The organism is Occallatibacter sp., assembly GCF_035317045.1.
Classification (GTDB): Bacteria; Acidobacteriota; Terriglobia; order Terriglobales; family Acidobacteriaceae; genus Telmatobacter.
Genome location: NZ_DATHHT010000024.1, coordinates 172,950 through 199,007 on the forward strand (window position 1 = coordinate 172,950; position 26,058 = coordinate 199,007).

Genomic DNA, 26,058 nt, shown 5'->3' on the forward strand with positions numbered 1-26,058 from the left:
AGAAACTCTGCTCTCGGTCGCTATGAGCCGTTTGTTCGTCAGCCCTAATCCCTAATCCCTATTCCCTATTCCCTGCTTTGATGGAGTTTCATTGGGAAATCGCTACTACAACGGCCCGCCCTCCGACCATTTCGATGGCAAGCGGTTTTTCCACGCGGGTCTGCCTTCAACCGACAAGAGCATCTTGGAACTCCTTCGCTGGAAGCTATTCGAAAAGCAATCGCCGTGGCCAGCATCCATCCCTTCTCGTTCTGGACTGAAGCCCGATCCGCGTGTCGATGGCTTGCGCGTCACCGCTATTGGCCACTCATCGATGCTGATCCAGGTCGCCGCCCTCAACATCCTCGTTGATCCCGTCTGGTCCGATCGCGCCAGTCCCTTTCGCTCCATCGGTCCCCTTCGGCGCAATCCGCCTTCCGTCGCTTTCGAAGACCTGCCTCCGATCCACGCAGTCCTGGTGACTCACAACCACTACGACCACTTGGACACCGGCACCCTCGCGCGTCTGTGGAAGGGCCACAAACCAACCATTATTTCGCCCCTTGGCAACGACGCGGTCATCCGCAAGGAATCGCCGGAGTTGCAGGTACAAACGGGTGACTGGTGGCAAACCTTCCAGCTTTCAGATCAGGTTCGCGCCACCATCGTCCCCGCCTATCACTGGTCCGCTCGAAGCCTTGGCGATCGCCGGTTCGCGCTCTGGAGTGGATTCATTCTCGAGACACCCGCCGGCATCATCTACAGCGCCGGAGACACCGGCTATCAGGACGGAAAGGTCTTCCGGGAAATTCGCAAACGCTGCGGCGCGCCCCGCGTTGCTATCCTCCCCATCGGCGCCTATGAACCTCGCTGGTTCATGAATTCGCAGCATGCCGACCCCTCACAGGCCGTTCAGATTGCCATTGACTGCGGCGCGCAACATCTCCTCGGTGTCCATTGGGCCACCTTCCAACTCACCGATGAGCCGTGGGACGAACCCGCGGGGTTGCTGGAGAAAACGATGCGCGAATGCTCCGCTGTAGACCTCACAGCCAAAGCTCTCCTCCCAGGCGACACTTGGGAGCCTTGATTGCGCTCAGATCCCCTTCCGCAAATCCGCGGCGAGCAGCCGGTGAAACAAATGCTCCCCGCCTTCCCGGCGCACCGACAACCTTCCCGCCGCATAAGCCCGCGAACTCAACCCCCTCTGCACCGACTCGCAGATATCCACATCTTCGTCCTGGATCCGATCGCTCACCGCCACGCTCTTCGCGTTGCCCTCCTGCGCCGCCTCGCTCACGTCCGCGAAGTAGAAATCGAATTGCACCATGCACCGATCAGTTCCCAGCGGAAGCACGAGGTTCGTGTCCATGACACCCTCGTAAATATTGATCATGAAATTCGGGTACAGCCAGTAGTAGTAAGCCCGATCTCCAGTTCGCGTGGTTGCAAAGGATGCGTGTTCCTGCGAGCTCACCATCGGACTCGACTGCAGCGAATACCGCGCGCTGTTCTCGATCGTGTACTCCTTGTAATCGAGCACGCTGTTCAGTCCCTTGTGCAGGTGCGGCACGTGGTAACCGCCATCGAGATAGTTATCCACGTAGACCTTCCAGTTGCACTTGAGCGTATAAATCTTGCGCGCAAAGAAGTGGAGGTTGCCGATCGCCAGCGGCGCCACGCGTTCCGGCAAGTCTCCAAAACAAGCTTTCAACTCCGGCGCATCCGCATCCAGAGTCACAAACACAAACAACTCCCAAACCGCCACACGCACTGGAACCAGACCATTCGCCGCACGATCGAAGTTGCATACCCCCGCAAACTCCGGAGCACCCTTCAGCGATCCATCAAGCCCATAGGTCCAGCCATGATAGGGACACCGCAGATGCTGCACCGTTCCACACGGCACGTTGGCAACCGCAGCCGCGTGATGCCGGCACACGTTGAAGAAAGCGCGCAACACGCCATCCGATCCGCGCACAATCACCAACGGTTCACCCGCGATCTCAACAGTGAAGAACTGTCCCTCTTTCGCCACCTGATCCAACCGCCCCACCGCGATCCAGTTACGCCCGTACACTTGCTCACGTTCCGCCTGCTCAAAGCACGCATCCAGATACCACGGCGCCGGAATCGTGTATGCCTCTTCAAGAGGCGCATCCGCGTCGTACAAATCCACTAATTCGGCGAGGGTTTTTCTCATGCACTGTTCCTCTCAGTAATGTTGCGCGCCTTCCTCCGCTGGCCCGAGCAGTAGACGGCAATGCCGGCGGCAAGCAGCACAAGCGTCATGATGACCACTTTGAAAAATGTAGCCGTAGGGTGCGCATCGTCCTCTGCTGGAAACAATGAAAGCACAATCGTGCAGGCCGTCGAAACCAGGCCCAGGCAGGCCAGCGGAATCATTATCCGTCGACCGCCAGGCAAGCGGAACGCTCCCTCCGGCAATGGCTCCCGCTGCAGCCGGATCGCCGAGGCAAACAGGAACATGTAGGGGATGAAGTAAGTAATGACCGCCATACTTACCAGCATGTCGTAAGCCCCGTGAATGCTCGTGCCAGCCTGTCCGAGCAATCCAAAGAGAATGCCCGCCGCGCCATACGAAATCAGCGCCACGTGCGGCGTGCTGAACCGCGGATGAATCCGCCCGAACGCTTCAGGAAGATAACGGTGCACCCCGGCCACAAACGGCAACCGCGCCGTCGACGAAAGATACGCACTTGCAGCGCCGACATTGCTTACCGCTACCAGCACGGCGATTGGAGCAACCAGCACGCCCATCCCCAGCCGCCGCGCCAGAAAGTCCACTGCTGTCATGAAACCACCGAGCCCACTGATGCTGCTCGAAGGCAGCGCCACCAGCATCGACACGGTCCCGGCAATATATCCCAACCCCAGAATCGCGCCGGCCACGAAAAGCGCTCGCGGAATCACCCGCCGCGGCTCCTTGATCTCATCGCCCATGAACGATCCTGCTTCGCATCCGCCGAACGCAAAAAAGATCGTCGAAAGAAAAATCAGATTCCTCATCCGCGGCCGTGGCACCATTGCGGCCAGTGTGAAATGTGTTGCCGATCCGAATCGCGCGAACGAAACACAGCCAAGAGTAATCAACACTACAGCCGGAACGAGACTGCCGATCGCGCCAAGATTGTTGAGCCACTTGCCTGTGCTCAGCCCCACCACGTTCAGCAGCGTTATCAACGTTAGCATCGCCACTGTGAACACCAGGAAGTAAACCGGCGACTCCGCCAATTGCTGCATCGGTCCGCCGACAAAGAGCAAGCTGCTCGCCGCAAAAAACAGCACCGAAGGAAAATACGGCAGGTTGCTCATCCAGTAGGTCCATGCGGAGATAAATGCGGAGAACGGCCCGAACGCCTCACGCGTCCAGATGTACAGTCCGCCCTCCGCCGGATAGCGCGAGGACAGATCCAACACACATGCCGCCAGGGGCACGAAAAAAACCAACAGCGCCGTCAACCACACCGCAATCGCCGAAGGCCCGCTCGCGGCCGCCGTCGCGATCCAGCGCAGGCTCAGTCCCGAAGCAACATAAAACAACAAAACGTCACGGAACCCGAGCGCCCTCTTCAGTTTTGCTGTTGCCAAGGAGTGACCTCGCTGGTTCGATCCGGAGAAAGCTTGCTCCCCAGAATAACCGCCGAGGCTCTTGTCTTCTAGTTTGTCGAGGGTTCAATTGCCCGCTGCGGAATCAGCACCGGAATCCCATCCACAACCGGATAGGAGCGAGCACAGGCGGTGCACACAACAGCCGCTTCCTCAATCCGCAGCTTCGCGTAGCACGCCGGACAGGCGAGTTCCTCACCCCACTGCCTCAGATTGTAGAGATTCGTCTTATTCGCTTCGGGTGGCATCAGCGCGCACTAGTGAATCGTAGCGTCGGAAGCATCATCTTCGCCTTGCCCGGGCTTGCGATTCGGCCTGCGCATGAATTCCTGTTCAATCCGCTCGTTCGTCCCCGCATGTGCAAACTCGTAGGCCACGCGAATGCCGTTAAAGATGGCGCGATCGTTCGACGACCCGTGCCCAATCACGCAAACCCCGCGCACTCCCAGCAACTGGGCTCCGCCGTACTCGCGATAATCCAGCCGTCGACGAAAATCGTTGAAAGCCTGCCGCGAAAGCAGCGCGCCAACCTTGGCCGTTACCGTCCTCGTCAGCGACTCACGCAGCACATCGCGCACAAATCGCCCAACGCCCTCGCTGGTCTTCAGTGCCACGTTTCCCACGAAGCCGTCGCAGACAATCACGTCCGCCAGCCCGCTGAAAATATCGCGCCCTTCGACGTTTCCGATGAATTTGATCGGCAGGGCTTTCAGCAGCGGAAACGCCTCACGCGTCAAATCGTTGCCTTTTGTCTCTTCTTCACCAATTGAGAGCAGGCCTACGCGCGGATGCGCAATTTTCAGCACGCTCCTTGCGTACATCTCACCCATCACCGCAAATTGTTCCAGGTTGTGCGCCTTGCAATCCACGTTCGCGCCCACGTCGAGCAGCACGCACGGATTACCTGTAGAACTCGGCATCGGCGTAGCCAGGGCTGGTCGGTCCACGCCAGGAAGCGCTCCAAGCACGCCCTTCGCAGTTGCCATCGCCGCACCGGTATTGCCTGCGGTTACAAAGCCGGCGCACTTGCGATCGTGCACCAGTCTCAGCCCCACGCGCATCGAACTGTCTTTCTTGCTCCGGTAGGCTTGCGCGGCCTTCTCTTCCATCCCAATGCGCTCGCTGGCATGGTGGATCACGATGGGCAGCTCCTCGTTTTCCAGGTGCTCGTCGAGCAGATCGCGAAGTTCTGAAGATGGCCCGACGAGGTGGATACGGACGGGAAGCTCGCGGCAGGCGAGGATGGCGCCTTTGATCTCAGGCTCAGGCGCCTTGTCGGAACCCACTGCGTCAAGAGCGATGTCGACGAGCATGCTGCGTCACCGTGAACTGGAATGATGTTACGCGAACGCCGGAAATGCTGACGGGGCCGTTCCCTTGGGACGACCCCGCAGACTCAAACACTTGCATCATTGCATATTCCGGCACGTTCGGTGTGAGCGCCGTTTACTTCGCGGCTTCCTTGGTCTCGAGCACCGCGCGCCCCTTGTATTCTCCGCACTTGGCGCAGGCACGATGGGGGAGCTTCTTCTCGTGGCAGTTCGGGCACTCCGAAACTCCGGTTGCGGTAAGGAAGTCGTGGGAGCGGCGAAGAGCGGTACGGCGCGTAGAGTGGCGCCTTTTCGGATTCGGCATGATGCAATTCCTTTCGTGTTCGCGCCCCGTCAAGACCGCAGGGGTTCCGGACTGCCTTGCGGCGCGGGCGGAACATCAAAACATTTATTTTGAGGACTTTATCTGGCTGCGTAGCCCGGAAAGCGCCTCCCAGCGGGGGTCGGATGGACCCTCATCGCAGGAGCAATCCTGGCTATTGCGGTTCTGACCGCAGCGCGGGCAAAGTCCTTTGCAGTCAGGCTTGCACAGCGTTCTGACCGGCAGGGACAAAAGCACCTGCTCGCGCAGCACATCCTCAAGCAAAAGACTGTCTCTTTGATAATAACCGATTTCCGTCTCCGGTGGCGTTATCGACCGCTCCGTAGGCTCGGAGTCCGCCACCACCGGCCTGAAGATCAGGTCAAACTCCGACTCTATCGGGATTTCCACAGGCTCTACACAACGGGCACAGGGAACCTCAAACCTGCCTGCGAACTTCCCCCGCAGCCGGATATCGGCAACGATATCTTTGGGGCCACGGTGTTCGTGCAGGACTTCCGCAAGCCCCGAAGTGGCCAGATTGCCCATCTGCGTGGCTTCGTTCCCTAGATCCACCTTGCCGGGCGGCAGTGCCAGAGCGAACTCGATCGGCTCCCGCTCCAGCTCAACAACTTTGAATTCCATAAGTCTCAGCGTAAGGCGCAGCGCTTTGCGCGTCAATGCTCTGCAGGATCATCTCCGCACATCGCGCGAACTTGAGAAACTCATTGAAGGTTTTCTGCCATGACGAGGGAACTCCTGAATGTGCCCAGGACGACGAGCACCGTTCGCCCATCGCGCGATACGCCGAGATTTGCGCTCCAGGGAACCGCTTTTGCCGGTCCGTTCAGATTGAGAATCTGTTTGAGCTGACGCGTCCGAAAGGAGTAATACATCAATGCTGGTCCCGGGTCTGCAGAAGAGTCGACCAGGTACAGGCCATTTTCGGTAACTGCAAACTCGCCCCAATAACCGAAATGGAGTGCGTCTGTAACGTGATGCGCTTCGCCTCCGGTGGCCGGCATTGCCCAGATGCCTCCACCACTAAATTTTGAAAAATAGAGCGTTTTCCCATCGAACGATTCAAAACAGGCTTGTCCGCCATCGTGGGTTATCTGCATGTCTCGCCCGGTCGCCAGTTGATGACGCCAGATTTGAAAGCTGCCAGTACGATCGGAAGTGAAATAGATCGCACTTCCATCTCTCGACCAGCTGGCAACGCCGGTGTCGTAATCCCCCGACACGACCATATGCAGGTTGCGCCCCTCTTCGTCGACGACGAAGATCTGTCTGTGGTTCTGGTTCTCAGGAAGGTGGTCAAACACAATCCATTTGCCGTCGGCAGACCACCGGGGAGTTCCCGCGGCACCGCGGAGAGCGGTCAATCTCCGCGGATCGCTGCCATCGGCATTACTCTTCCAAATCTCGTCATGCCCCGACCGCATCGACTCGAATACGATTTGCCGTCCGTCCGGAGACGGCTGTGGTCCATAGTCCAGGGAAGAGTCTGGTAGAAGCTGCCGTTTGCCGATGACAGCTCCGCCCTCGCCTGAGAGTTCTGCACGCCAAACACTGGAACCCATAAAGGCTGAAGGCCCTGGGTAGACGAGTCGACTGCCATCACGAGACAGAGCCCCGACGCCGGGGTATCGGGTCTCCGGCTCAATCGTGCCCCCACCCACCGGGACGCGCCATGTTCGTTCCGCCCCGCTGCGAGTGGAATTTAGACAGATGAATTTTCCATCTGCGGTCCACATGAAGGCACCGACAGAACTGTTATCGGTGGTCAGTCGGGTCGGTACGCCTCCTGCAAGGGGTACGGAGTAGAGATCGCCCGCGCCTCCAGTTCTGACCCTGACAAACGCCACTTTTTGCCCATCCGGCGAAAGAACTGGTCCTGAGTCTCCCGACTCCTCTCCCTTCGACAGGGCTACGAGACAACGCTTCGCTCCGGTTTCCATCGAAAGCACCACAATGCCTATCGGACCATCGGGAACACACCTGTCGGCGAGTACCAGAGACCTCCCGTCAGAAGTCAAGCTGAAAGGGGGAACGTATCCGTATGGGCAGGCGACGTCTGTGATCCGATGTTCCGGACCACCGAGAGCAGATTCCGTGTAGATCGCTCCTCCATTGTCGTCGCAGCGGCCAAAAGCAACCTCGCGGCCATCCGGAGACCAGGTTGGCGGAGTCAAATATTCACTGCGCGTGTGAGTGAGCCGTAGCGGCTGGGAGTCGCCGCCGACGAATTGCACATATAGATCTCCCCTGCTGGGATGATCCTCGGCATCCCAAACAAAAGCTATTTGCCTTCCGTCAGGCGAGAATGCGGGCCACGAAACATTGCCACTCAGATTGGTCAGTTGGACGACTCGGACTGGCGCGGTCGGTGAATGTTTGGCAAGATTTGGACCGCCGGCTTCGTTTTGGTTCTTCACGCCGCGATATCCAAACCACGCGACTGCGACTACCACCCCCGTCGCCATAACTGCAGCAAAAACCCATTTGGCTTTTCGTCGCTCCGGGATGCTTCGGTTCTGTTCGTCTCTGGTGAGTGACGCTGCCGCCCCAGGTTGATTGAGGCCACCGTCCGACACCTCTACGGGGCACAGAAAGCGGTAACCAATGGTCTGCACTGTTGCAATATAGCGCGGCTCGCGGGCGTCGTCGCGCAGCAGGCGGCGCAGCGTGGCGACGCTCCGCGTCAGCGAATTGTCCGAGACCGAATAGTCCTCCCAGACCGCGTTTACGATCTCATCTTTTTTCACCAGCCTGCCTGGATTGCGCAGCAGAAACAACAGCACGCGAAACACCTTGGGTTCGACAGGAAAGGATTCCTCACCCCGGATCAGCAGGAACTCACTCTGCCTGACCTCGTATTCCCCGAACTTGAAAACACAGGGCTTGTGATCCGTCACAACTCCGTCACTCACTTTCAGAAATCGATATGAGGACCATCACGACAGTGTGGAGGCACGAGGCGACATTGCACCCAGCCAACCCGGCTGAGGTGATCGTCAATGTCTCTCTTCAAATGCCTGCTCGTAGCAAGTCTTCTCTCCCAGGCCGCTCCCGCGGCTCTTGGAGAAGCGCACTGCCCTGGGAATGTAGCTAGTCTAACCCTGCGCCTTGTCCAAGGCACGTTAATTGTCGTTGCCGTGGAGGCCAACCACTCGGGTCCCTATGACTTCCTCGTCGATACCGGCGCGCAGGTGAGCACCATCGACGTTTCGCTCGCCACTGAACTCCATCTCAAGCCGCAAAGCGCCGTCGGCGTCGAAGGTGCCGCCACGTTCTCACGCAGAGCCGCAGTCTCAATCGACAATCTTGCCGCAGGAGACCACACCGCGGTCAATTCGCTCGCCGTGGTTGAAGACCTGGCTCAACTTCGAGCCGTCGATCCGCGCATCCGTGGCATCCTCGGCGGAAATTTCCTCCAACATTTCGACATGCTCATCGACAATGGCCACCGCTTCTTGTGCCTGGACGACTCGGGGGCCCTCACGGCCGAGGTGAAGGGAGAAAGAATCAAACTCGCGGAGCCGTACGGCACAGAGAAAGATCTTCCGTTTACACGGCCTATCGTTTTTCCCGCCCGTCTTTCCTCACTCGGAAAGACTCCCGTACTCCTTCGGCTGGACTCCGGCACCAATGCGCCAATGTTGTACGCGAACAACGCGAGCCTCCACCTGGTTGCGGCGAACCCTTCACGCGTCTTGAAGCGCACGGTGAGCGGACTTGAACAACGATTTGCCGTGCTTCGGCCGCAGGATGTAGCGATCGGGAAGAGCGCATTGAGGCAGGTTTCGTTCACCGTTCCAATGAATGCAATTGGCAACGGACGGGCTCAGCGGGAAGACGGGTTGCTGCCTACTATCGCCTATCGCCGTGTGTTTATCAGTTGCTCTGGCGGTTTTGTCTCTCTCGATCCCTGGTAGAGGAACGGCGATGCCCATCATCCGGCGTTTGTGTCACTTCGATTTCGCTGCGAACTCCTGCCGAATCTCCGTTATCTGCTTCGCATGCCGCGCCGGGTGCGCGGCAATCATGATCAGTGTCTCCGAGCACGTCACAGGCCCGACGATCAGCGGATGGTCCGTCATCATGCAGCGGGGATCCCCGGTGCAGTTTTCCACCCAACGTTCCACCTCCGCCCGGGTCGTATCGAAGGCGGCTACTGCCTCGGTTAATGACGCAAACAGTCCATGTGGGTGGGCCTGCTCCGGCGCCTCGATCCGCCGGCTGCGATCCGCGGCGAGTGCGGCGATCTTGCCCTCGCGACGCGATTTCTCGAAAGGCTGGTCCGCGTGTTCAGCCGCGTTCAAGCGCGTCAGGAGGTACCGCTCCGACTCAACCATGTGCTCCACGCAATCCAGAATCGACCAAGATTCGCCTGAAGGCTTATGCACGGACATCGCATCATCCACACCCGCAAGCGCCTCGCCCAGCGCGTCTCGGCCGGCTTGCAACTGCCGCAACACTTCGACTTTCTCTGCCTTCTCCATCCTGACCGAACCTTTATGCCGGAACAGCTATTCTGGTTCCGGGCCACCATCCGAGTCAAATGCGAGGTAGAAGCATGCAGATCCGCGATGCCGTCCAAGCGGACTTCGAAGAGATCACCGCAATCTACAACGATGTTCTGATGAACTCCACTGCCATCTACAACGACCGTCCCGCCAGCGTTGCCGATCGAATCGGCTGGTGGCGCACGCGCCTCGAGCAGCACTATCCCATCCTCGTCGCGACCGACGGCGAGCATATCTGTGGCTTTGGCAGCTACGGGGATTTCCGCCCCTGGCCCGGCTATCGCTATACCGTCGAAGGAACCGTCCACATCTCCTCAGAACTGCGCGGCCAGGGAGTGGGATCACTGCTGCTCAAGGCGCTCATCGTCCAGGCGCGGCAGGCGGGCAAGCACTCCATGATCGCTGGCGTAGACTCAGGAAACACCGCATCCCTCCGCTTCCTCGAGCGCTTTGGCTTCGAGCGCGCCGGCCATCTCCGCGAAGTCGGCTACAAATTCGACCGCTTTCTCGACCTCGTTCTCCTGCAATACTGGATCACGCCGCCTATCGGTCGCGATTAGAACCTCGGCTGTCAACAATCCCCAGCCATCTCTTTGGAGTTGCCAACCAATGCTCTCAATGATTCAAGAATTGATCCGCCATAAGTGGTGGGCAAACGCCAACCTGTTGCACGCAATCGAGCAACATCCTGCCGCCGCTGAAGACGAAGAGCTCAGCAAGATGCTTCACCACATCCTGGTAGCCAACCGCTTCTGGCTCCTCACGATTCTCGAGCACTCTTTCGTTCGCGAAAACGAAATGAAAACCCCCGAAAATCTCGCCGATATCATCGATCGATTCAGCGAGACTCAACGCCTCGAATCCGAGTGGCTCTCACATGCGAATGAATCGGACCTCGAACGCACATTGGAGACTCGCACTTCACAGCTAGGCATCAATGTTTCGGTTCGGCAGGCGATTTTGCAGATCTGCCTTCACACCCAGGGACATCGCTCCCAATGCGCCACACGCTTGCGAGCACTGGGCGGAACACCGCCCGGCATGGACTACGTTTTGTGGATCAGAGAACAGACAATGGCGTAATGAACAACTTATGACTGTCTAGTGAGTTTGCTCCCCCGGAGCGTGCAGGTATTTAGCGGCGAACTCCAGAAAGTAAGGCCAGTTCGGCGCTGGTGTATGTCCGCCTTCGTGCTGTCGAAACGCCAGTTCCCCCTTTACTAGGGCAGTACCCATCGCAGGAAACTCCATCGATCCCAAATCCTTCGCGCCCATCATCCGATACACCGGTCCGGCGGCCACTTCAGCCAGGAACATCCCGCGTGGATCGGCCCACGCATCCCCGTTGGGATTGGCATATCCATCCCCTGCATCGGTGCCCCCTCCAATAAACAGAGGCTGCGGCGCACACAGAGCGATCAGCTCGTGATTGTCCACGGGCAGATCGCCGGCATTCAGCTTGCCTGCATAGCGAAGAAAATTTCCATCGAACCAGTGATACAGCGAAGCGCTGGCAAGGTTCGGAATCTGCTCGCCATAAATATGGCGGTATAGCTTCGCACCGCCCTCGCCCGACGAACTGACGTATCCAACCGCAAATTCCCGGTACTCGTAAGCCATCGTCACCAGCACGGCCTTGCCGAACCGGGAGTGCCCTACGAGCCCAACCTGCTTTGCGTCCACCGCTTTGTCCATTTCAAAGTAATGCCTGGCCTGCTCTGCGCCCCATGCCCACGCCCTCAGCACGCCCCAGTCATCGAGTTTGCGCGGCTGCCCGCGATTGCTCAATCCAATGATTCCCTCCGTTAGCCCCGACCCATCATCTTTCTGATAGCTAACTGGATTCAGAATTGCGAATCCCCAGCCGCGCTGCACCGCGAGTTTGCCATCCACTCCCCACGGCGTCGGAACATAGCTGTCCAGCGGCCCGCTTGTCGCCAGCTCAAAATCCTTCGCAAACGCCAGCTCCATGATCACGGGCACAGGACCTGCCGCATGCGCCGGAACCGTCAGCAACAGATCGATACTGAATGTGATCTGCGTATTCATCCACGGCCCAACTCGACCGGCAAGCCGCTTCGTAATCACATCGACCCCGCCGTATTTCTCGTGAACGGTGCTGATCACATGCCACTCCACCGCCGGCATCAAGCCGGGCGAACGCCCCAGCACCTCGCGATCGAAATCCTCACGGATCTCGCGTCTCCGCTTGACCCAGTCTGCTGCAGTCTTCACCGGCTGTCCGTTGTTGAATACCAACGGATCCGGCAACTTTGGATAGACATCGGCCTTCGCTTCGTCGTAATTGGTAGCCTTGGGCGATCGCGCATCCGGAACTGGCGCAGTCCGCAAATCCGACTCCGTCAAACCGTGCAGCCCGAGCAAGCGCGCTCGATCCTGCTCCGCCGTCAAGTGCTGCGAAACAACTGGCTTCGCATCCGTTGGCAGAGAAGTCGAAGACACCTGCGCCGCAACATAAGTTTGCGCGCCGAAGACAACCATCAAACTCAACCCCAGCTCGATCCCGGCGCGGCGTCGCAGGTAAACAGCAACGTTCAACAAGCATTCTCCAGTCGCGCCAAGCATATCGATTTGGCGGCCCAGCGACAAGACCGGCCAGCGTTCCCTCGCGTTACCGGTTCATCGTCTCGCTATGCCTCCGAATGCTGCTCGTTGCGGAGCCGCAAGCCCCGGTCGCATCGTGTAGTTGAGTCCCACGAGAAACTGCTGCCGCGGAGAAGCAAAGGTGTAGGCACGGACATAGGCCCCGTTGACCGCCAGCCACAGCCGAACGCCCCATGCACCTCCGGCCAGTGCAGCCCCATAGCGATTCGATGTGCCCGGCTGCGATCCTCCAAATGCTTCCAGAGTTCCCAGAAGCTTCGGCAAGAAATGCCGCGTCACCGCCAGCCCAAATTGCGCCGCCCCATCATGCCCGTGCAAACCACCGGCCACCGTGCCAGCCGCGTTGAAGTCGAAATGTGTGCTCTTCGCATCCGCGCTGGCGATAAAAGTTCCCACGTGATCGGTATGTCCGCTCCCAAAACCCTTCGCGGGATTCGCAGTTGGAAACTTGACTGCATAGTCCATCGCCAGGTCTGGAACTCGCCCCTTCTGTTCATGAAAGCGGTAGCAGGCACCGATCCATTGATCGGTTATGCCAACCAACCGCGCCCCGCTCCCGCTCTCGATCAAGTGCCCCGGCAGTCCCCACCGCAACTCGAGCCGCGGTGTGAACCCGAACTTGGCCGTCGTTCCGATCGTCTCCTGGTGAACTCCACCACCCATCGGTTGCGCTGTGAAAAGACTGTCCATCTCCAGCGCGCCACATTGCGTGGTCACCGCCGGACTGTCCCAAGTCGGTGGCGCCGCATTCGGCTCGATTCCTCTCTCTCTGCAAGCATCGATCTTTTTCACCGGAGCACCTCGCTCCGCGTGGCCAAGGACCAGTGTCTCATTCGCACTCGCAATGCCTGCGGGATGGTGGTCCGCTGGATCCTCTGCGAATCCCAGCCCATTCGCTAAAGACAGCACTGCAAACGTAATGCAAAGTTCGGTCAACCGCCTCATCGCATGCCTCGGCAGGACTGAGAGCCGACCTGCACACTGGATGCATCGGCGATAAAGAGAAAATCTTCATGAAGAAAATCTAAAAATCAAAATGCAGAAATGGCGTTCGTACTCCATGAACCATCCTGAGACACTTCCGCGCCTTCCCTCGATGCTTTGGCCCTTCGAAGGAAATTTTGCGGTCAGCACTATCTCGCTTCTCTCCATTGCGCCGATAACCCAAAGTGTCTGGAACCGCCCGAAAGCAGCATCCCGAGCGGTTCCCTGGAAGATGCCTCCCACAAGGCTGACTCCCTTGAGAAAGGAACTGACGGAATGTTCGCAATTCGCAATGTCCCTATCGGACGCAAGTTCAAGCTGGCATTTGGCATCGTTTGCCTGCTCTGCGTCGTACTCGGCCTGTATAGCTGTTTGACCTATTGGGATATCTCGAAGAAGACGCGCGCCATGGGTCAGGACTTGCTACCTTCGATCATTCACCTGTCCGATATGCGGGGCGCCCTCAATCTGCTCCGGCGTGAGGACCTGGATCTGCTGGTGTGCTCTTCGGCAAAATGCCTCACCGAGCATTCGGCTCTGCGTCGCAAGGCGATCGAAAGCTTCGAAAGCAAAATGGCGCTCTACGCGCCCCTCGTGGACCAAGGCGAAGAGCGCAACGGTTTTGACGCCACCGTCTCCGCCTTCGCGCGTTATCGCGATTTGAGCGATCGCGATGCCGCTTTTGCAGTTAGCGGGAAGAAGTCCGAGGCCTTGGCAATCTTCACCTCCGGTGCCTCTATCAATGCCTTTGACCAGGTCATAAATTCGCTTCAGTCTCTTCTTGATTACAACGTCAAGGAGGGACAGACGGCCGCGGCAGAGAATTCCACTGCCAGCCTTCACGCCGTCTGGATTGAGGCCTTCGCCTCCCTCCTCATTGTCGCTCTGTGCATCCTTGTCGGTACGGTGCTCACGCGTGTCATCGCACCACGCATCGCCCGAGGCACCCAGATGCTCGAGCGCCTCGCCGCCAAAGACCTCACAGCATACGTAGAAGTGACCGGCACCGACGAAATCGGCCGCCTGGGCGGCGCCATGAACAAATGCGCCGAAACCATCCGCACCATCTTGCAGGAGGTGGGCAGAGGTGCAGACACCCTTTCAGCCGCCACAACCGAAATCACGGCTCGCGCGGTGCAATCCGCCGGCAACGCCCACGCGCAATCAAGCAAGACGAATCAGATCGCCGCGGCTGCGCAGGAGATGACCGCCACTATCGCCGAAATCAGCCACAATGCCGAGAGTGCTGCCTCCGCGAGCCGCATCTCCGCCGAAACCGCTGACCAGGGCGGAGCCGTGATGGAAGCCGCCGCGGCCACCATGGAGAAGATTGCCACCGCCACTGGCACCGTCGCCGAAAAAATGACCTCGCTGGCTCACCGCTCCGAAGAAATCGGCAAGGTGGTCAGTGTCATCCAGGAGATCAGCGAGCAGACCAACCTGCTCGCGCTCAACGCCGCCATCGAAGCTGCCCGCGCCGGCGAACATGGCCGCGGCTTCGCAGTCGTGGCCGGCGAGGTTCGTCGCCTTGCCGAACGCACCAAGGGCGCAACCGAAGAGATTGCTGCCACCATCCGCAGTATCCAGGACGAAACCCATGGCACCCTTGAAGTCATGCAAGAGAGCAGAAAAGCCGTCGAAAACGGCCTGAATGAAACCGCGCGCGCTCGTAAAAGCCTCGAAGCCACAATCGAAGCTTCAAAGCAGGTGGAAAATCAGATTCAATTGATCGCCTCGGCCGCAACCCAGCAGACCGCCGCCTCAAGCGAAATCTCGGAATCCGCAGGCCATATCTCCGAGTTCGCTACCGAAAACGCACAGGGCGCCGAGGAATCCGTAGAGGCCCTCAAGAACCTCGCCTCGCTGGCAAGCGACCTCGACGGAATGATGCGCCAGTTCAAATTCGACAATTCGCTTACCCACGACTCCTACACCGGCATACAACAGCCCGCGTTCCTGGGCCAGCCCCGGGCCGCACACGTCTGATTCCTCCTGGTGGCACTTGCCCCGGTGAATCACTGCCGATTCACTGGGGCTCTTTTTTCCTCATCACACCTCGCCATTCCCGTTCTGTTGATCCTGCGCTTGAAGTTTTACACCGCCGTCAAGGCCACCGGGTACAATCCTTGTCTGGATTGCTGAAACCTCCCGCTGGTTGAGACAATCACAGATGGAGCACGCGTTCCCGTCCCCAGATCGCTCCGCGCCTGGCCATCGCAAGGCGTATGCTGTGCCTGGTATGCCTCGAACCGCCGCCGTGTTCAGTACCACGTTTCGTCCCTCAGTTTGCACCCTGGAGACACGCGCATGAGCGCCGCCAAATACGACCTTGTCGTCATCGGTTCCGGGCCCTCGGGGCAGCGCGCTGCCGTGGCCGCATCGAAAATGAAAAAACGAGTTGCCGTGGTCGAAGCGCGATCGGTCGTCGGCGGCGTGTGCGTCAACACCGGCACCATTCCGTCCAAAACCATGCGCGAAGCGGTACTGCATCTTTCCGGCTACAACTACCGCTCCGTCTACGGCATGAACTACCGGGTCAAGGAAAAGATCAGCATGGCCGACCTGGCCTTCCGGGTTCAAGCCGTCATCAAAACGGAAGTGGACGTAACCGAGGCCCAGCTTTCGCGGAATGGCATCGATATCGTCCACGGCATTGCCCATTTCGTCGACCCGCACCAAGTGCGCGTTGAGGGCCTCACGGGCGACAGCACCATCGAAGCTGACCGCATCATCATCGCCGTCGGCACCAAGCCTGCCGGTTCGCCCAAAGTTCCCATCAACGGCCGCACCATCATTAACAGCGACCAGGTTCTCGAACTCCCCTCGCTTCCAAAGTCCCTCATCGTTGTCGGCGGCGGCGTCATCGGCGTCGAATACACCTGCATGTTCTCCACCCTGGGTGTGCGCGTCACTCTAATTGAAAAGCGCGCCAAGCTGCTCGAATTCGCCGACCAGGAAATTATCGAATCCCTTAGCTATCACCTGCGTGACAGCCGCGTCACCATGCGCCTTGGCGAGGAAGTCGAAAGCGTTGAAGAACTCGCCGACGCTACCGTCATCGCCAATCTCCAGAGCAAAAAGAAAGTCTCTGGCGATGCCCTCCTCTACGCAGTCGGCCGGCAGGGCGCCATTGACGATCTCAACCTCGCCGCCGCCGGCATCGAAGCCGACAACCGCGGCCGCATTCCTGTCGACGAACACTACCAGACCAATGTCCCGCACATCTTCGCCGTGGGCGACGTCGTCGGCTTCCCTTCGCTTGCCTCCGTGTCGATGGAGCAGGGCCGCATCGCTGCGGCACGCGCATTCAACGACAACGCCACTTCATCGAACCCGAGCTTCTATCCCTACGGCATCTACACCATTCCCGAAATCAGCTTCATCGGCAAAACAGAAGAACAACTCACCGATGAAGATGTCCCCTACGAAGTCGGCATGGCTTTCTATCGTGAAACCGCCCGCGGCCAGATTCGAGGCGACACGACCGGCCGGCTCAAGCTCATCTTTCATCGCGACACGCGCAAAGTTCTCGGCGTTCACATCATCGGCGAAGGCGCCAGCGAGCTCGTGCACATTGGTCAGGCCGTCATGATCTTCGGCGGCACAGTCGACTACTTCGTCGACACCGTCTTCAACTATCCCACCCTCGCCGAGTGCTACAAGGCCGCGGCGTTCAACGGGCTCGGCCGCCTGCACCGCTACCAGGTGGAATAACAATGGACGGTTTCAGAAATCACGGAACACGCGTTCCTTTCACCGCCGGCGATTTCTTATCCACGCAAGCATTCTCCCCATGGAGGGCGAAATGACTACCGCAATTGGCGTTGTTGTTACGGAACACATTGTTGCCGGCAGGCTCGAAGATATGCGCCTTGCGGGAGAAACCGTGCGCTATCCCCAGAACGTCGATGAGGTAGACGCGCTCAACGGACTCCCCGTAGGCGAATTCGTTGAAATCCTCGCCGGAGAAATCCTTTCGGTGATCGGCAAGGGAGACGTCGATGCGATCGGTGTAGCGGTCCCGGGCGTGATTCGTCACGGCGTCGTCGAAGACTCCCCCAATCTCACCCAGATCAAAGGCATGCATCTTGCCGAAGAACTCACGCGCGTCCTCAGCGCCAAGGGTGTCAATGCACCTGTCCACATCGCCAACGATGCCGATGCCATCGCCGCCGGCGTCGCCGCCACGCGCGGCCAATTGAACAAACTCACCCGCGTCTGGACCATCGGCAACGGCATCGGCTACGGCCGCTGGCCCTACGTCGAAGGCGTCTGGGAAGGCGGGCACATCACCGTCACCCTCGACCCCAAGGAGCGCTTCTGCGGATGCGGCGGCGCTGGTCACCTTGAAGGCATCATGGGCTACCGCGCCATGCGTATGCGCTTCCTCGACCTTGAACCCGAAGAAGTCTTCGCGCAGGCCAAGAAGGGCGATGTCCGTTGCCGCGAGTTTGTCGAACTCTGGCATAGCGCACTCGCCGCCGCAACCGCGTCCTTCATCCATCTTGCCGGCCCCGGCCGCTTCTACTTCACCGGCCACAATGTCGGCTTCCTCGATATCCCCATGTTGCGCCGTCATCTTGAAACCATGGTCAAGATGAGCCCGCTCCTCAGTTATTCACTCGAAATCCTGCCCAACGACGATGCCACCGCCCTGCTCGGCGCCGGCGTCAGCGCCATTCGCGCCCTCGCTTCCTGACGCGGTCTCCACGTCGAACCGAGCCGTTTCGATTGTGCGGGTCCGCACCTCTAGTTTCGCGTTGCCCATCGCGATCAACGGACTCTGGGTTACACTTGCGCAAGCACCGCCAGGAAATCCAGAATCCGACACCGGAAGTGATTATGCAGGCATTCATCACATCGCTCGGAAAATTCCTGCCCGGCGAACCCGTTGACAACGATGCAATGGAGGAATTCCTCGGCACCATCGACGGAAAGACCTCCCGCATCCGCAAACGCATCCTGAAACAAAACGGCATTCAAGCTCGCTACTACGCTATCGACCGCCAGCAGCAGACACTCTTCTCCAACGCAACCATGGCGGCTAATGCCATTCGCACCGCTGTCGAACGCGCAGGCATCGATCTGGAGGACGTTGACTTCCTCGCCGCCGCCACTTCGCAGGGAGATCTCCCCATCCCCGGTTTTGGCAGCATGGTCCATGGCGAACTGAAATCGCCGCCCTGTGAGATCGCGACCCTCCACGGAGTTTGTGCCAGCGGAGTCATGGCGTTCAAATCAGCCATGCTGCAGATCCTTCAAGGCGAAAAGCAGCACGCCGTTGTCTGCGCCAGCGAATTCCCCAGCCGCCTCTTCAAATCGTCGCGCTTCGAAGCACAGAGCGTCGTTCGAGAAGAAGGCTTGAGCTTCGATACCGAATTTCTTCGCTGGATGCTTTCCGACGGTGCGGGCGCGGCTGTGCTCTCTAGCTCACCATCCGCTTCGGGCTTGTCTCTGCAAATCGAGTGGATCGAACTGCTTTCCTACGCCGGCCAGTGTGAACCGTGCATGTATGTCGGCTTGCCGAAGAACGGCGAGGCCCCAAAATCGTGGCTCGATTTTCCAAGCTATGATCTTGCCGCTGACGCCGGCGCCATCAATCTTCGCCAGGACATTCGCATGCTCGACGAAGTCGTGCGTCACGCCGTGCAAGGACTGTTGCAGATTGCGAAAAACAAAAACCTCGAGCCGAATCATGTCGACTGGCTGGCGGTTCACTATTCTTCCCACGTCTTTCGCGACAAATCGCACGACCTGGCTGCGCGACTCGGATTCTATATTCCTCAGGAACGATGGTTCACCAACCTCAGTTCCACCGGAAACGTCGGTTCGGCATCAACCTTCCTCCTCCTCGAGGAGCTACTCTACTCCGGCAAACTGAAAAACGGCGACACCATCCTCTGCATGGTCCCCGAGAGCGGAAGGTTCCTCTTCGGCTACATGCTCTTGAAAGTCGTGGAAGGCGCCAGCAGCACCGCCCGCACCGAGGCCGCACCCGAAGCCATCTTCCGCGCACAGCCTCCCGAACTGCACACCTCCAACGATCCGCTGGCCGAAGCACTCGTGCGCGACCTGGCACTGGTGTGGTTTGAATTTGAAGATCGCCTCCAGCGCGTCCCTATCGTGAAAAAGCTCTACGATGGCCGCTTCACAGTTGAGGATTACCGTGCGCTGCTCTTCAACCTGCGGCAGCAGGTCATCGAAGGTTCGCGCTGGATCGGCCGTGCAGCCTCCAGCATTACGCCGGAATACTTCCCCATTCGCAGCGCATTCATCACGCACACAAGCGACGAGCATCGCGACTTCGAAATGCTGGAGCGCAATTTCGAACTCGCAGGCGGCAGCCTCGACGCCATCCGCTCAGGCCGCAAGAACATCGGCAGCGAAGCTCTCTCTGCGTACGTCCTTGAGATGGCCGGCCAGCAAAATCCGTTCCACCTCATCGGCGCCATGTTCATCGTCGAGGGCGTCGGGCAAAGAATCGCCAAACAATGGGGCAAGAAGATTCAGGAAACGCTTGACCTGAAAAAGGAAGCAGTTTCCTTCTTTCTCTACCACTCTGAAAGCGACATTACACACTTCAAGAGACTGGATCTCGCCATCGCCAGCGGAATCCTCACTTCGAAACTCGTGCCCGAAATTGTCCGTTGCGCCAAGGTCACTGCGCGGCTCTACGCGTTGCAGTTGGAAGAGATCGGAAATTTCTGATGTCGATCGCGTCGATACTGGCCTTCTTTTTCGTCTACTACGTGCTGGCGGGCCTGGCTATCAACCTCGGTTATCATCGCGTGCTCGCCCATCGCTCGCTGAAGCTTCCCAAATGGCTCGAACGAACACTGGTCACGCTCGGGCTTCCGACTGGCACTCCCGTTCAGTGGGTGGGCAATCACCGCTATCATCACGCGCATACCGACACGCCCCTCGATCCTCACTCCCCCTTGCAACGCGGCTTCTGGTATGCCCACGTCGGTTGGTATCTCGGGTCGGACAACGTCTTTCTGTGCGTTCTCTATTCCCTCGCAGGCCCTTTCCGGTTGCTTATTGACGCATGGATGCGCCCCCGCACCAACCAGGAATTCAGTTCGCTCGCACCCGACGTCTCCGCCGACCCCTGGTACCGGCTGATCAGCCGCCCGTGGCCCTACGCGGCTGCCATGCACCTGCATTTCCTCGTTCCTGTGTTGGCGGCCTGGTACCTCTGGGGAATTCGTGGATGTGCCATTGTTTGGCTCACGCTCGTGGCTCTTTACAATATGGGAGACGCGATTGACAGCATCGCGCACATGTTTGGCAATCAGCTCTCGGGACAACACGACCGTTCCCGCAACAGTTTTGTCATGGGGTTGCTGATCCTCGGCGAAGGATGGCACGCAAACCATCACCGTTTTCCCTGGAGCGCGAAGCACGGTCTGGCAAGAGGACAATTTGACTGGACCTGGCAGGTGATTCGAGTTCTTCGCGCAGTTGGACTTGCTCGCGAGATTCGCATCCCAACTGCGCCTGACTTTGCTGGACCGACAGCCGTATCCGGAACGACGCATCTATCCAGAAACTGACAAGGGGGCACCGCCGATATGGACGTTACCGAACTCTACGAGAAAGCTCCATATAACCCTGAGGATCCGAATCCCTGGCTCGCGCTCTACCTTGACGCCAGTCTGCCGCTCAGCGACGAAGTCAAGGCCGCCTTGCTGGCCAACTCCGGCTCCAAATCCCGCCAGTTCATGCTTCCCTTGATACGGCCATTCGCAAAGCTGATGCTGGTCCTCTTTCAGATTCTCAAGATTTTCATCCCCAACAAATTTACGTCATCGAAGATTTTGCACCGGACCATCTATTGGGGACTGAAAATCTTCGTCCGTCCTGACGCGAATCTTTTGATCCTGCGTCACTTTCATATCGGAACCGAAATTCTTCAGTTCGTTGCAACCAATGTCCCGGGCGTCCAAATCCCACTCAATCCATTGCGCCCTCACAATCTCTACGATCTGCGCGATAACGTCTTTCTCAAACACGACCTCAATATCTATAACTTCCTCATTCGCCTCAATCGCGAGATGAAGACGCAGGGCATCAAGTTGAGCCGCCAGGAGCATCCCAACTTCGATTGCATCACGGATGGGCCATTTCAGATTGATGAAGCCAGTTTGCCCACGGGCCGCTTGAACTTTCTGGACCTCGAATCTGCAATTGAAATCTACACGCCGCTCTACCAGTTGTTTCTTACCGACAGTGATTTCTGGCGCGCCTGCAACTCGCTGCAACTGGATGAGACGGTGGCCATCTACAGCTCGAAGTTGCTCGGTGACGCCTCCTATGTAGGCCTGGTCAACAACAAGCACCCGTTGATTCCGCTCTCGACGCTCCAGGCGGGATATCGGCTCCTCCTGCACGGCCTGGCCGCCGAATGTCTCCACGCCACCCTGGTCCAGATCAAGCGCCAGTCCCAGCAACCAATGCTGGCATCCAGTTGAATTCGAGGCCGTCAGAATAACGCCTTCGTAGCGATCTTCTGGAATTACGCGAGCGCCTGATAGGGGAACAAGACAGCGCATAAACGAATTCGAAGCGTGGCCAAAGGTCGGTGCGAAAATCTTCCCTTCTTAGCTCAGCCGCAGATAGGTCTTCGAGAGCCGGTCGTGCCAGCTCATCTGGTCCTCGTCGAAGATCGACCACACCACGCCCAGGCCCACCGGAAGAACGGAAATCAGCATCGCCTTCATCCGGCCCTTTACCTGTGCGGCGTTCGGAACCTCATCATCAAAGGTGCAGAGCGAAAGCTGCGCATACCGCATCCCCGGCGTCACCTTGGCAAATGTCAGGAAGAACCACTCGTAGAGCGCGGCGAACCCCAGCGCTGCAATGACCCCGCACACTTCGGCGATCCGCAGGCCGGGCAAGTGATCGAACTGCGAAGCCACCAGGTAGGCCGTTCCCCACACCAGGCTCAAGATTAATGCCGCGTCCACCATCGTCGCCATCATCCGGCGGCTAAAGGGCGCCTGGTAGAGTTTGGGAACATCCGGCTGTATCGCATAGTAATCGGGTAAGGTCTGCGGCTGATCCTCAAGCTCGATCTGCTGCCAGCTTGACCCGATCCAGGCCGGCTCTTCCACGGTCCTCGCAGCAGCCCCCATCGGCACGGTGGAAACGGAATTCGGGTCTACCTCGAAAATGCTGAGTTGCTGCGGCTCATCATCCTCCACAAGCGCTTCCGTGATGCGCGGACGCATCCGGCGCGTCGCCACGATCTCACGCGGAAACTCAATGAGGTTGGCGGCAATGGGCTGCGCAGCCTCCACGGCTTCATACATCTCTCCGCTGTCCAAAGCGTCCTGCGACTCAGTCTCCCACGACTCAACGCGCGCTGCACGAGTCTCATGCTGCGCATGTCGGACCGGCAAATCCGGCTCCCAGCGAATCTCAAGGCCCGCGGTTGCCGCTGTCTCAGTCCTCTTGGTCGCTGACGCTTCGGTCCGCCTCACGCTGTCGGAGTTCTTTGTCCGTTTCTCTGGTACGGACACTTCGATGGAGCGGCTGGGCACTTCGGCGGAGCGCACTTCGTAGTCAATCTCCGCAACCTGGTCGCCGTTATTCTCGAAGTGATCGAGCACGGCCTGCGCGGCCGCCTGCGCCTCGAGCGCCGCCCGTGTGGCTGCCTCAGCGGCGCGCAATGCACCCCGCGCTTCCGCAGCCTGCATTTCGCTATAGCTGGGCGTCTTGGCGTATCTTGCTGCAACCCGTGCGGCGGCTGCCGCGGCCCGGCTGTTTGACGACGAGTGGGCGTCGTCAGCGGAATCCTGGTCCACGACCTCAATCCCCTTGCGAGTCTTGTGCTCCGCAAGGCGACGATTTACTTCCTGCTTCCACGATGGGAGGGGGGTAGGCGAGCTAGCCAGTGTGCTCAAAACTCTAAATTCCCTTCAATATTCCCTGGACCAATGCATTAGCCCCGTTAAATCAACCCGGCCAAATCAATCCTGCTAATCCAATTCCGTCAGCGCATCTCTGTGACGGCAGCGCGATTGACGCTTTTATTACGTCTCAACACCTGAGGAGGAGCCGCAACCGAATGAACCGTGCTCGCATTTGCTATGCTGGCCTTGGACCTCGGATGCATCCTCGTAATCTCGTGTTTATCACGGTGATAACCCTCTGTCACCTGCAACTTGCCGGACAGATGTTGACCAATGCGTTACCCCCTGCGCAAAATCCAGCGGGCGGCGTAACCAGCGGTCAGGCAACACCCGCGTCGCAACTCCCCGACGACCCCGGACAGGAAGCCATTCCCATTGCAAAACCAGAGCCGCAGCCGTCCACAGGCGTGCCTCTGCGCTGGGATGCAGGCCTGCAAACATATTCAAGAGACGGAGGCACCGTAACGCTCAGCGATGGTGTGGTCGTCTACTACCGCGACTACATCATTCGCGCCGACAAAATTGTCTACCACCGCGCCACCTCTGAACTCGAGGCCGAAGGAAACCTTCAGGTCACCGGCGGCCCCAGTGATGCCTACATCACCGCCTCGCATGGCGACATTTGCCTCGACATGCACACCGCGCGTTTCTACGACGTAAGCGGCTCGCTGGGAGTCAGGCGGGCCGGACGCACCGCGGTGTACTCCACCACCAACCCATTTCTCTTTTCGGGCCGCGTTCTGCTGCAGACCGGAGAAGGAAGCTACAAGATCGTCGACGGCACCATGACCAACTGCCGCCTCCCCAAACCCGATTGGCAGTTGATCGCACACTCCATCACCGTTGCCAACAACGAGGCCACCACGAGGAACACCGTCTTCAAGTTTCTCGGGATTCCGTTGTTTTACCTCCCCTATTTGCGTCATCCGGTGGAAGAGACGGGGCGTGAAAGCGGATTGATGATCCCGGTCATCGAGAACTCTTCGACGCGCGGGCTGGTCCTCGGCGAACAGGTTTATGTCGTGCTGAATCGCAGCATGGACATGCTGGTCGGCACAGAGTATTTCAGCAAGCGCGGCTGGGCTCCGAAAGGCGACTTCCGCTACAAGGGTCCGGGCCTCGACCACTTCACTGTGACATGGAATGCGCTCTTCGATCGCGGCATCATCATTCCTCCCTCAACCGAATTGGTGAATCAGGGTGGCGCCGATATCGTGGCCGTCGGCCGTTACGACCTGACCCAGGAAACCCGCGCAACGGTGAATGCCGAATATCTTTCCAGCTATATCTACAAGCTAGCGTTCGACGACAACTACCTCCAGGCTGTCAATTCCGAAGTGCACAGCACGATGTCGCTGACGCACAGCCATAACGGCCTTGTGCCTTCGGCCTACCTTGAGCGGCTGCAGAACTTCGCCAGTTCCTCCCAGGGCGATGAAGTGCGCATCCTGCATCTGCCCAGCCTTCGTTTCGATGTTCTCGATGAACCGCTCCACACATCGCCTCTCTACTGGAGAATGGGTTCGTCCATCAGCTATCTCGGCCGGTCTGAATTCGGATTTCACGTCCGCAACATGGGCAGGTTCGATTTTTATCCTCATCTGTCGCTGCCATTGGTGGGAGGCGGGTGGAGCGTGGTTCCGGAAGTCGCGCTTCGTGAGACCTTCTATACCGGCAGTCAGGATCCGGATCTGACGGGCGCAAATGGCGGCACGCCCACCGTGAGCCACGAGCCCTTGAGCCGGGGCGACGTTGAGGCTGCCGTTGATCTGAGGCCTCCTGCCCTCGAACGCGACTTCACCGTCGGAAACCACGTGTTGCGCCACGTGATCGAACCGGAATTCATGTACCGCTTCGTCGGTGGAATCGGTGTGAAAGCGCGCAACGTTCCGCTGATCGACCCTGCGGACATCGCCACCGACACCAACGAGGTGGGCTACGCCTTGACGCAACGCTTCTACGCGAGATCGAAGAATGCCCAGCCTTGCGCTGCAGCAGACAGCGAAACTTCAACTCCGTGTCCCGCGCAGCCTCGTGAGTGGGCGAGTTGGCAGATTGCCCAGAAATACTTCCTGAATCCTACGTTCGGCGGAGCGATCATTCAGGATCGCAGAAACGTTTTCGACACGACGCTCGACTTGACCGGCATTGCATTTCTGACCGGTGCACGCAATTTGTCTCCGCTGGTTTCGCGCCTGCGCTTTGAAGCTATCAATAATCTGCGCATCGAGTGGGACATGGACTACGATCCGAAAGCCGGGCGCCTCGACGCGAATAATTTGTTTGCCGGCTATAGCTTCGGTAAGACCACTGTTGGGCTCGGTCACTCTCTTCTCAACGCAGTCGACGAAAAGGGCAGCGCCGCTTCCCTCATCCAGAGCCAGCAACTGCAGCCTTTTATCGAGATCGGAAAGTCCAACGCGGGAGGATTCAACTTCGCGGCAAATGGAGGGTACGATTTTGTGAATCGCGCGACCCAATACGCCGGTGTCCAAGCCGTTTACAACTGGAATTGTTGTGGGTTGAGCGTGGGTTACCGGCGTTTCGCACTGGGATCGGTACGCGATGAAACCCAATATCTCTACAGCTTTACGCTCGCCAACTTCGGCTCGGCGGGTGAAGGTCTCAGTCGGTCGAAAACGATCTTTCACGATCCCACCCTCCCACCGGCTTACTGATGCCCGCGTTGTGCCAGCCGTAACCCGAATCGCCCCTCTTGCGTAATGCCGTTTGCTTGCTTTTTGCGGGTTTCTGCGTCCACT

22 protein-coding genes are annotated in these 26,058 nt (G+C 58.6%); 11 read left to right on the forward strand and 11 right to left on the reverse strand.

From position 1 onward, the window contains the following. Window positions 1–91: 91 nt before the first annotated feature. A complete protein-coding gene (locus tag VK574_RS11635) occupies window positions 92–1,069 on the forward strand; it encodes an MBL fold metallo-hydrolase (protein ID WP_472800022.1) in 978 nt (325 codons plus the stop codon). A gap of 6 nt (window positions 1,070–1,075) precedes the next feature. Here the strand turns inward: VK574_RS11635 and VK574_RS11640 are convergent, their stop codons facing one another. From VK574_RS11640 to VK574_RS11670, 7 genes are all read right to left on the reverse strand, one after another. Beyond that, complete coding sequence (locus VK574_RS11640; RefSeq protein WP_472800023.1) at window positions 1,076–2,182, reverse strand: aromatic ring-hydroxylating oxygenase subunit alpha; 1,107 nt, start codon at window positions 2,180–2,182, stop codon at window positions 1,076–1,078. Continuing rightward, on the reverse strand, window positions 2,179–3,591 hold the full coding sequence (locus tag VK574_RS11645) for an APC family permease (RefSeq protein WP_472800024.1): 1,413 nt from the start codon (window positions 3,589–3,591) through the stop codon (window positions 2,179–2,181). Before VK574_RS11645 ends, VK574_RS11640 begins: the two co-directional genes overlap by 4 nt. A gap of 68 nt (window positions 3,592–3,659) precedes the next feature. Further along, a complete protein-coding gene (locus VK574_RS11650; protein ID WP_472800025.1) occupies window positions 3,660–3,857 on the reverse strand; it encodes a Trm112 family protein in 198 nt (65 codons plus the stop codon). A gap of 9 nt (window positions 3,858–3,866) precedes the next feature. Next, complete coding sequence (plsX, locus tag VK574_RS11655) at window positions 3,867–4,922, reverse strand: phosphate acyltransferase PlsX (protein ID WP_472800026.1); 1,056 nt, start codon at window positions 4,920–4,922, stop codon at window positions 3,867–3,869. A 133-nt stretch (window positions 4,923–5,055) separates the two neighbouring features. After that, window positions 5,056–5,244 (reverse strand): 50S ribosomal protein L32, encoded by a 189-nt coding sequence (gene rpmF / locus VK574_RS11660; protein WP_348265001.1) that lies wholly within the window; start codon window positions 5,242–5,244, stop codon window positions 5,056–5,058. Between the two features lie 84 nt (window positions 5,245–5,328). Next, entirely contained in the window at window positions 5,329–5,886 is a 558-nt protein-coding gene (locus VK574_RS11665) for a YceD family protein (protein WP_472800027.1), read from the reverse strand. Window positions 5,887–5,966: 80 nt separating this feature from the next. Then, window positions 5,967–8,174 carry a winged helix-turn-helix domain-containing protein gene (locus VK574_RS11670; RefSeq protein ID WP_472800028.1) on the reverse strand — a complete coding sequence of 736 codons (2,208 nt, stop codon included), beginning with the start codon at window positions 8,172–8,174 and terminating at the stop codon, window positions 5,967–5,969. 87 nt (window positions 8,175–8,261) lie between these two features. Between VK574_RS11670 and VK574_RS11675 the strand changes: the two genes are divergently transcribed. Further along, window positions 8,262–9,179: a retropepsin-like aspartic protease gene (locus VK574_RS11675; RefSeq protein ID WP_472800029.1), complete on the forward strand. Its 918-nt coding sequence runs from the start codon at window positions 8,262–8,264 to the stop codon at window positions 9,177–9,179. A 33-nt stretch (window positions 9,180–9,212) separates the two neighbouring features. Here the strand turns inward: VK574_RS11675 and VK574_RS11680 are convergent, their stop codons facing one another. Beyond that, window positions 9,213–9,746 (reverse strand): DinB family protein, encoded by a 534-nt coding sequence (locus tag VK574_RS11680; protein WP_472800030.1) that lies wholly within the window; start codon window positions 9,744–9,746, stop codon window positions 9,213–9,215. Between the two features lie 74 nt (window positions 9,747–9,820). Between VK574_RS11680 and VK574_RS11685 the strand changes: the two genes are divergently transcribed. Then, entirely contained in the window at window positions 9,821–10,330 is a 510-nt protein-coding gene (locus tag VK574_RS11685; RefSeq protein ID WP_472800031.1) for a GNAT family N-acetyltransferase, read from the forward strand. 49 nt (window positions 10,331–10,379) lie between these two features. Then, window positions 10,380–10,853, forward strand: coding sequence for a DinB family protein (locus VK574_RS11690; RefSeq protein WP_472800032.1), 474 nt, complete (start codon window positions 10,380–10,382; stop codon window positions 10,851–10,853). Window positions 10,854–10,871: 18 nt separating this feature from the next. On the opposite strand, the gene VK574_RS11695 is transcribed toward VK574_RS11690, so the two are convergent. After that, window positions 10,872–12,329, reverse strand: coding sequence for a glucuronyl esterase domain-containing protein (locus tag VK574_RS11695; protein WP_472800033.1), 1,458 nt, complete (start codon window positions 12,327–12,329; stop codon window positions 10,872–10,874). Window positions 12,330–12,410: 81 nt separating this feature from the next. Beyond that, window positions 12,411–13,340 carry a hypothetical protein gene (locus tag VK574_RS11700; RefSeq protein WP_472800034.1) on the reverse strand — a complete coding sequence of 310 codons (930 nt, stop codon included), beginning with the start codon at window positions 13,338–13,340 and terminating at the stop codon, window positions 12,411–12,413. 315 nt (window positions 13,341–13,655) lie between these two features. Here VK574_RS11700 and VK574_RS11705 point away from each other — a divergent pair, with 315 nt between their 5' ends. From VK574_RS11705 to VK574_RS11730, 6 genes are all read left to right on the forward strand, one after another. After that, on the forward strand, window positions 13,656–15,365 hold the full coding sequence (locus tag VK574_RS11705) for a HAMP domain-containing methyl-accepting chemotaxis protein (protein ID WP_472800035.1): 1,710 nt from the start codon (window positions 13,656–13,658) through the stop codon (window positions 15,363–15,365). A 321-nt stretch (window positions 15,366–15,686) separates the two neighbouring features. After that, complete coding sequence (gene sthA, locus VK574_RS11710) at window positions 15,687–17,093, forward strand: Si-specific NAD(P)(+) transhydrogenase (RefSeq protein ID WP_472800036.1); 1,407 nt, start codon at window positions 15,687–15,689, stop codon at window positions 17,091–17,093. Window positions 17,094–17,184: 91 nt separating this feature from the next. Continuing rightward, a complete protein-coding gene (locus VK574_RS11715) occupies window positions 17,185–18,078 on the forward strand; it encodes an ROK family protein (RefSeq protein ID WP_472800037.1) in 894 nt (297 codons plus the stop codon). Window positions 18,079–18,221: 143 nt separating this feature from the next. After that, on the forward strand, window positions 18,222–20,087 hold the full coding sequence (locus VK574_RS11720; RefSeq protein WP_472800038.1) for a 3-oxoacyl-[acyl-carrier-protein] synthase III C-terminal domain-containing protein: 1,866 nt from the start codon (window positions 18,222–18,224) through the stop codon (window positions 20,085–20,087). Continuing rightward, the gene (locus VK574_RS11725; protein WP_472800039.1) at window positions 20,087–20,935 is read left to right on the forward strand and encodes an acyl-CoA desaturase; all 849 of its coding nucleotides are present in this window, start codon (window positions 20,087–20,089) and stop codon (window positions 20,933–20,935) included. The genes VK574_RS11720 and VK574_RS11725 overlap by 1 nt, the downstream gene beginning before the upstream one ends. Window positions 20,936–20,953: 18 nt before the next feature. Then, window positions 20,954–21,853: a DUF6999 family protein gene (locus VK574_RS11730; RefSeq protein ID WP_472800040.1), complete on the forward strand. Its 900-nt coding sequence runs from the start codon at window positions 20,954–20,956 to the stop codon at window positions 21,851–21,853. A 129-nt stretch (window positions 21,854–21,982) separates the two neighbouring features. Here VK574_RS11730 and VK574_RS11735 read toward each other — a convergent pair whose 3' ends face one another. After that, on the reverse strand, window positions 21,983–23,287 hold the full coding sequence (locus tag VK574_RS11735) for an RDD family protein (RefSeq protein ID WP_472800041.1): 1,305 nt from the start codon (window positions 23,285–23,287) through the stop codon (window positions 21,983–21,985). A 164-nt stretch (window positions 23,288–23,451) separates the two neighbouring features. Between VK574_RS11735 and VK574_RS11740 the strand changes: the two genes are divergently transcribed. After that, the gene (locus tag VK574_RS11740; RefSeq protein WP_472800042.1) at window positions 23,452–25,974 is read left to right on the forward strand and encodes an LPS-assembly protein LptD; all 2,523 of its coding nucleotides are present in this window, start codon (window positions 23,452–23,454) and stop codon (window positions 25,972–25,974) included. The last annotated feature ends 84 nt before the right edge of the window (window positions 25,975–26,058 follow it).

Excerpts from the sequence above, each read along its gene's own strand:
- VK574_RS11640 (WP_472800023.1), bottom strand. The coding sequence starts at position 2,182 with ATGAGAAAAACCCTCGCCGAATTAGTGGATTTGTACGACGCGGATGCG.
- VK574_RS11650 (WP_472800025.1), bottom strand. The coding sequence starts at position 3,857 with ATGCCACCCGAAGCGAATAAGACGAATCTCTACAATCTGAGGCAGTGG.
- plsX (WP_472800026.1), bottom strand. The coding sequence starts at position 4,922 with ATGCTCGTCGACATCGCTCTTGACGCAGTGGGTTCCGACAAGGCGCCT.
- rpmF (WP_348265001.1), bottom strand. The coding sequence starts at position 5,244 with ATGCCGAATCCGAAAAGGCGCCACTCTACGCGCCGTACCGCTCTTCGC.
- VK574_RS11665 (WP_472800027.1), bottom strand. The coding sequence starts at position 5,886 with ATGGAATTCAAAGTTGTTGAGCTGGAGCGGGAGCCGATCGAGTTCGCT.
- VK574_RS11675 (WP_472800029.1), top strand. The coding sequence starts at position 8,262 with ATGTCTCTCTTCAAATGCCTGCTCGTAGCAAGTCTTCTCTCCCAGGCC.
- VK574_RS11680 (WP_472800030.1), bottom strand. The coding sequence starts at position 9,746 with ATGGAGAAGGCAGAGAAAGTCGAAGTGTTGCGGCAGTTGCAAGCCGGC.
- VK574_RS11685 (WP_472800031.1), top strand. The coding sequence starts at position 9,821 with ATGCAGATCCGCGATGCCGTCCAAGCGGACTTCGAAGAGATCACCGCA.
- VK574_RS11690 (WP_472800032.1), top strand. The coding sequence starts at position 10,380 with ATGCTCTCAATGATTCAAGAATTGATCCGCCATAAGTGGTGGGCAAAC.
- VK574_RS11700 (WP_472800034.1), bottom strand. The coding sequence starts at position 13,340 with ATGAGGCGGTTGACCGAACTTTGCATTACGTTTGCAGTGCTGTCTTTA.
- VK574_RS11705 (WP_472800035.1), top strand. The coding sequence starts at position 13,656 with ATGTTCGCAATTCGCAATGTCCCTATCGGACGCAAGTTCAAGCTGGCA.
- sthA (WP_472800036.1), top strand. The coding sequence starts at position 15,687 with ATGAGCGCCGCCAAATACGACCTTGTCGTCATCGGTTCCGGGCCCTCG.
- VK574_RS11715 (WP_472800037.1), top strand. The coding sequence starts at position 17,185 with ATGACTACCGCAATTGGCGTTGTTGTTACGGAACACATTGTTGCCGGC.
- VK574_RS11720 (WP_472800038.1), top strand. The coding sequence starts at position 18,222 with ATGCAGGCATTCATCACATCGCTCGGAAAATTCCTGCCCGGCGAACCC.
- VK574_RS11725 (WP_472800039.1), top strand. The coding sequence starts at position 20,087 with ATGTCGATCGCGTCGATACTGGCCTTCTTTTTCGTCTACTACGTGCTG.
- VK574_RS11730 (WP_472800040.1), top strand. The coding sequence starts at position 20,954 with ATGGACGTTACCGAACTCTACGAGAAAGCTCCATATAACCCTGAGGAT.
- VK574_RS11740 (WP_472800042.1), top strand. The coding sequence starts at position 23,452 with ATGAACCGTGCTCGCATTTGCTATGCTGGCCTTGGACCTCGGATGCAT.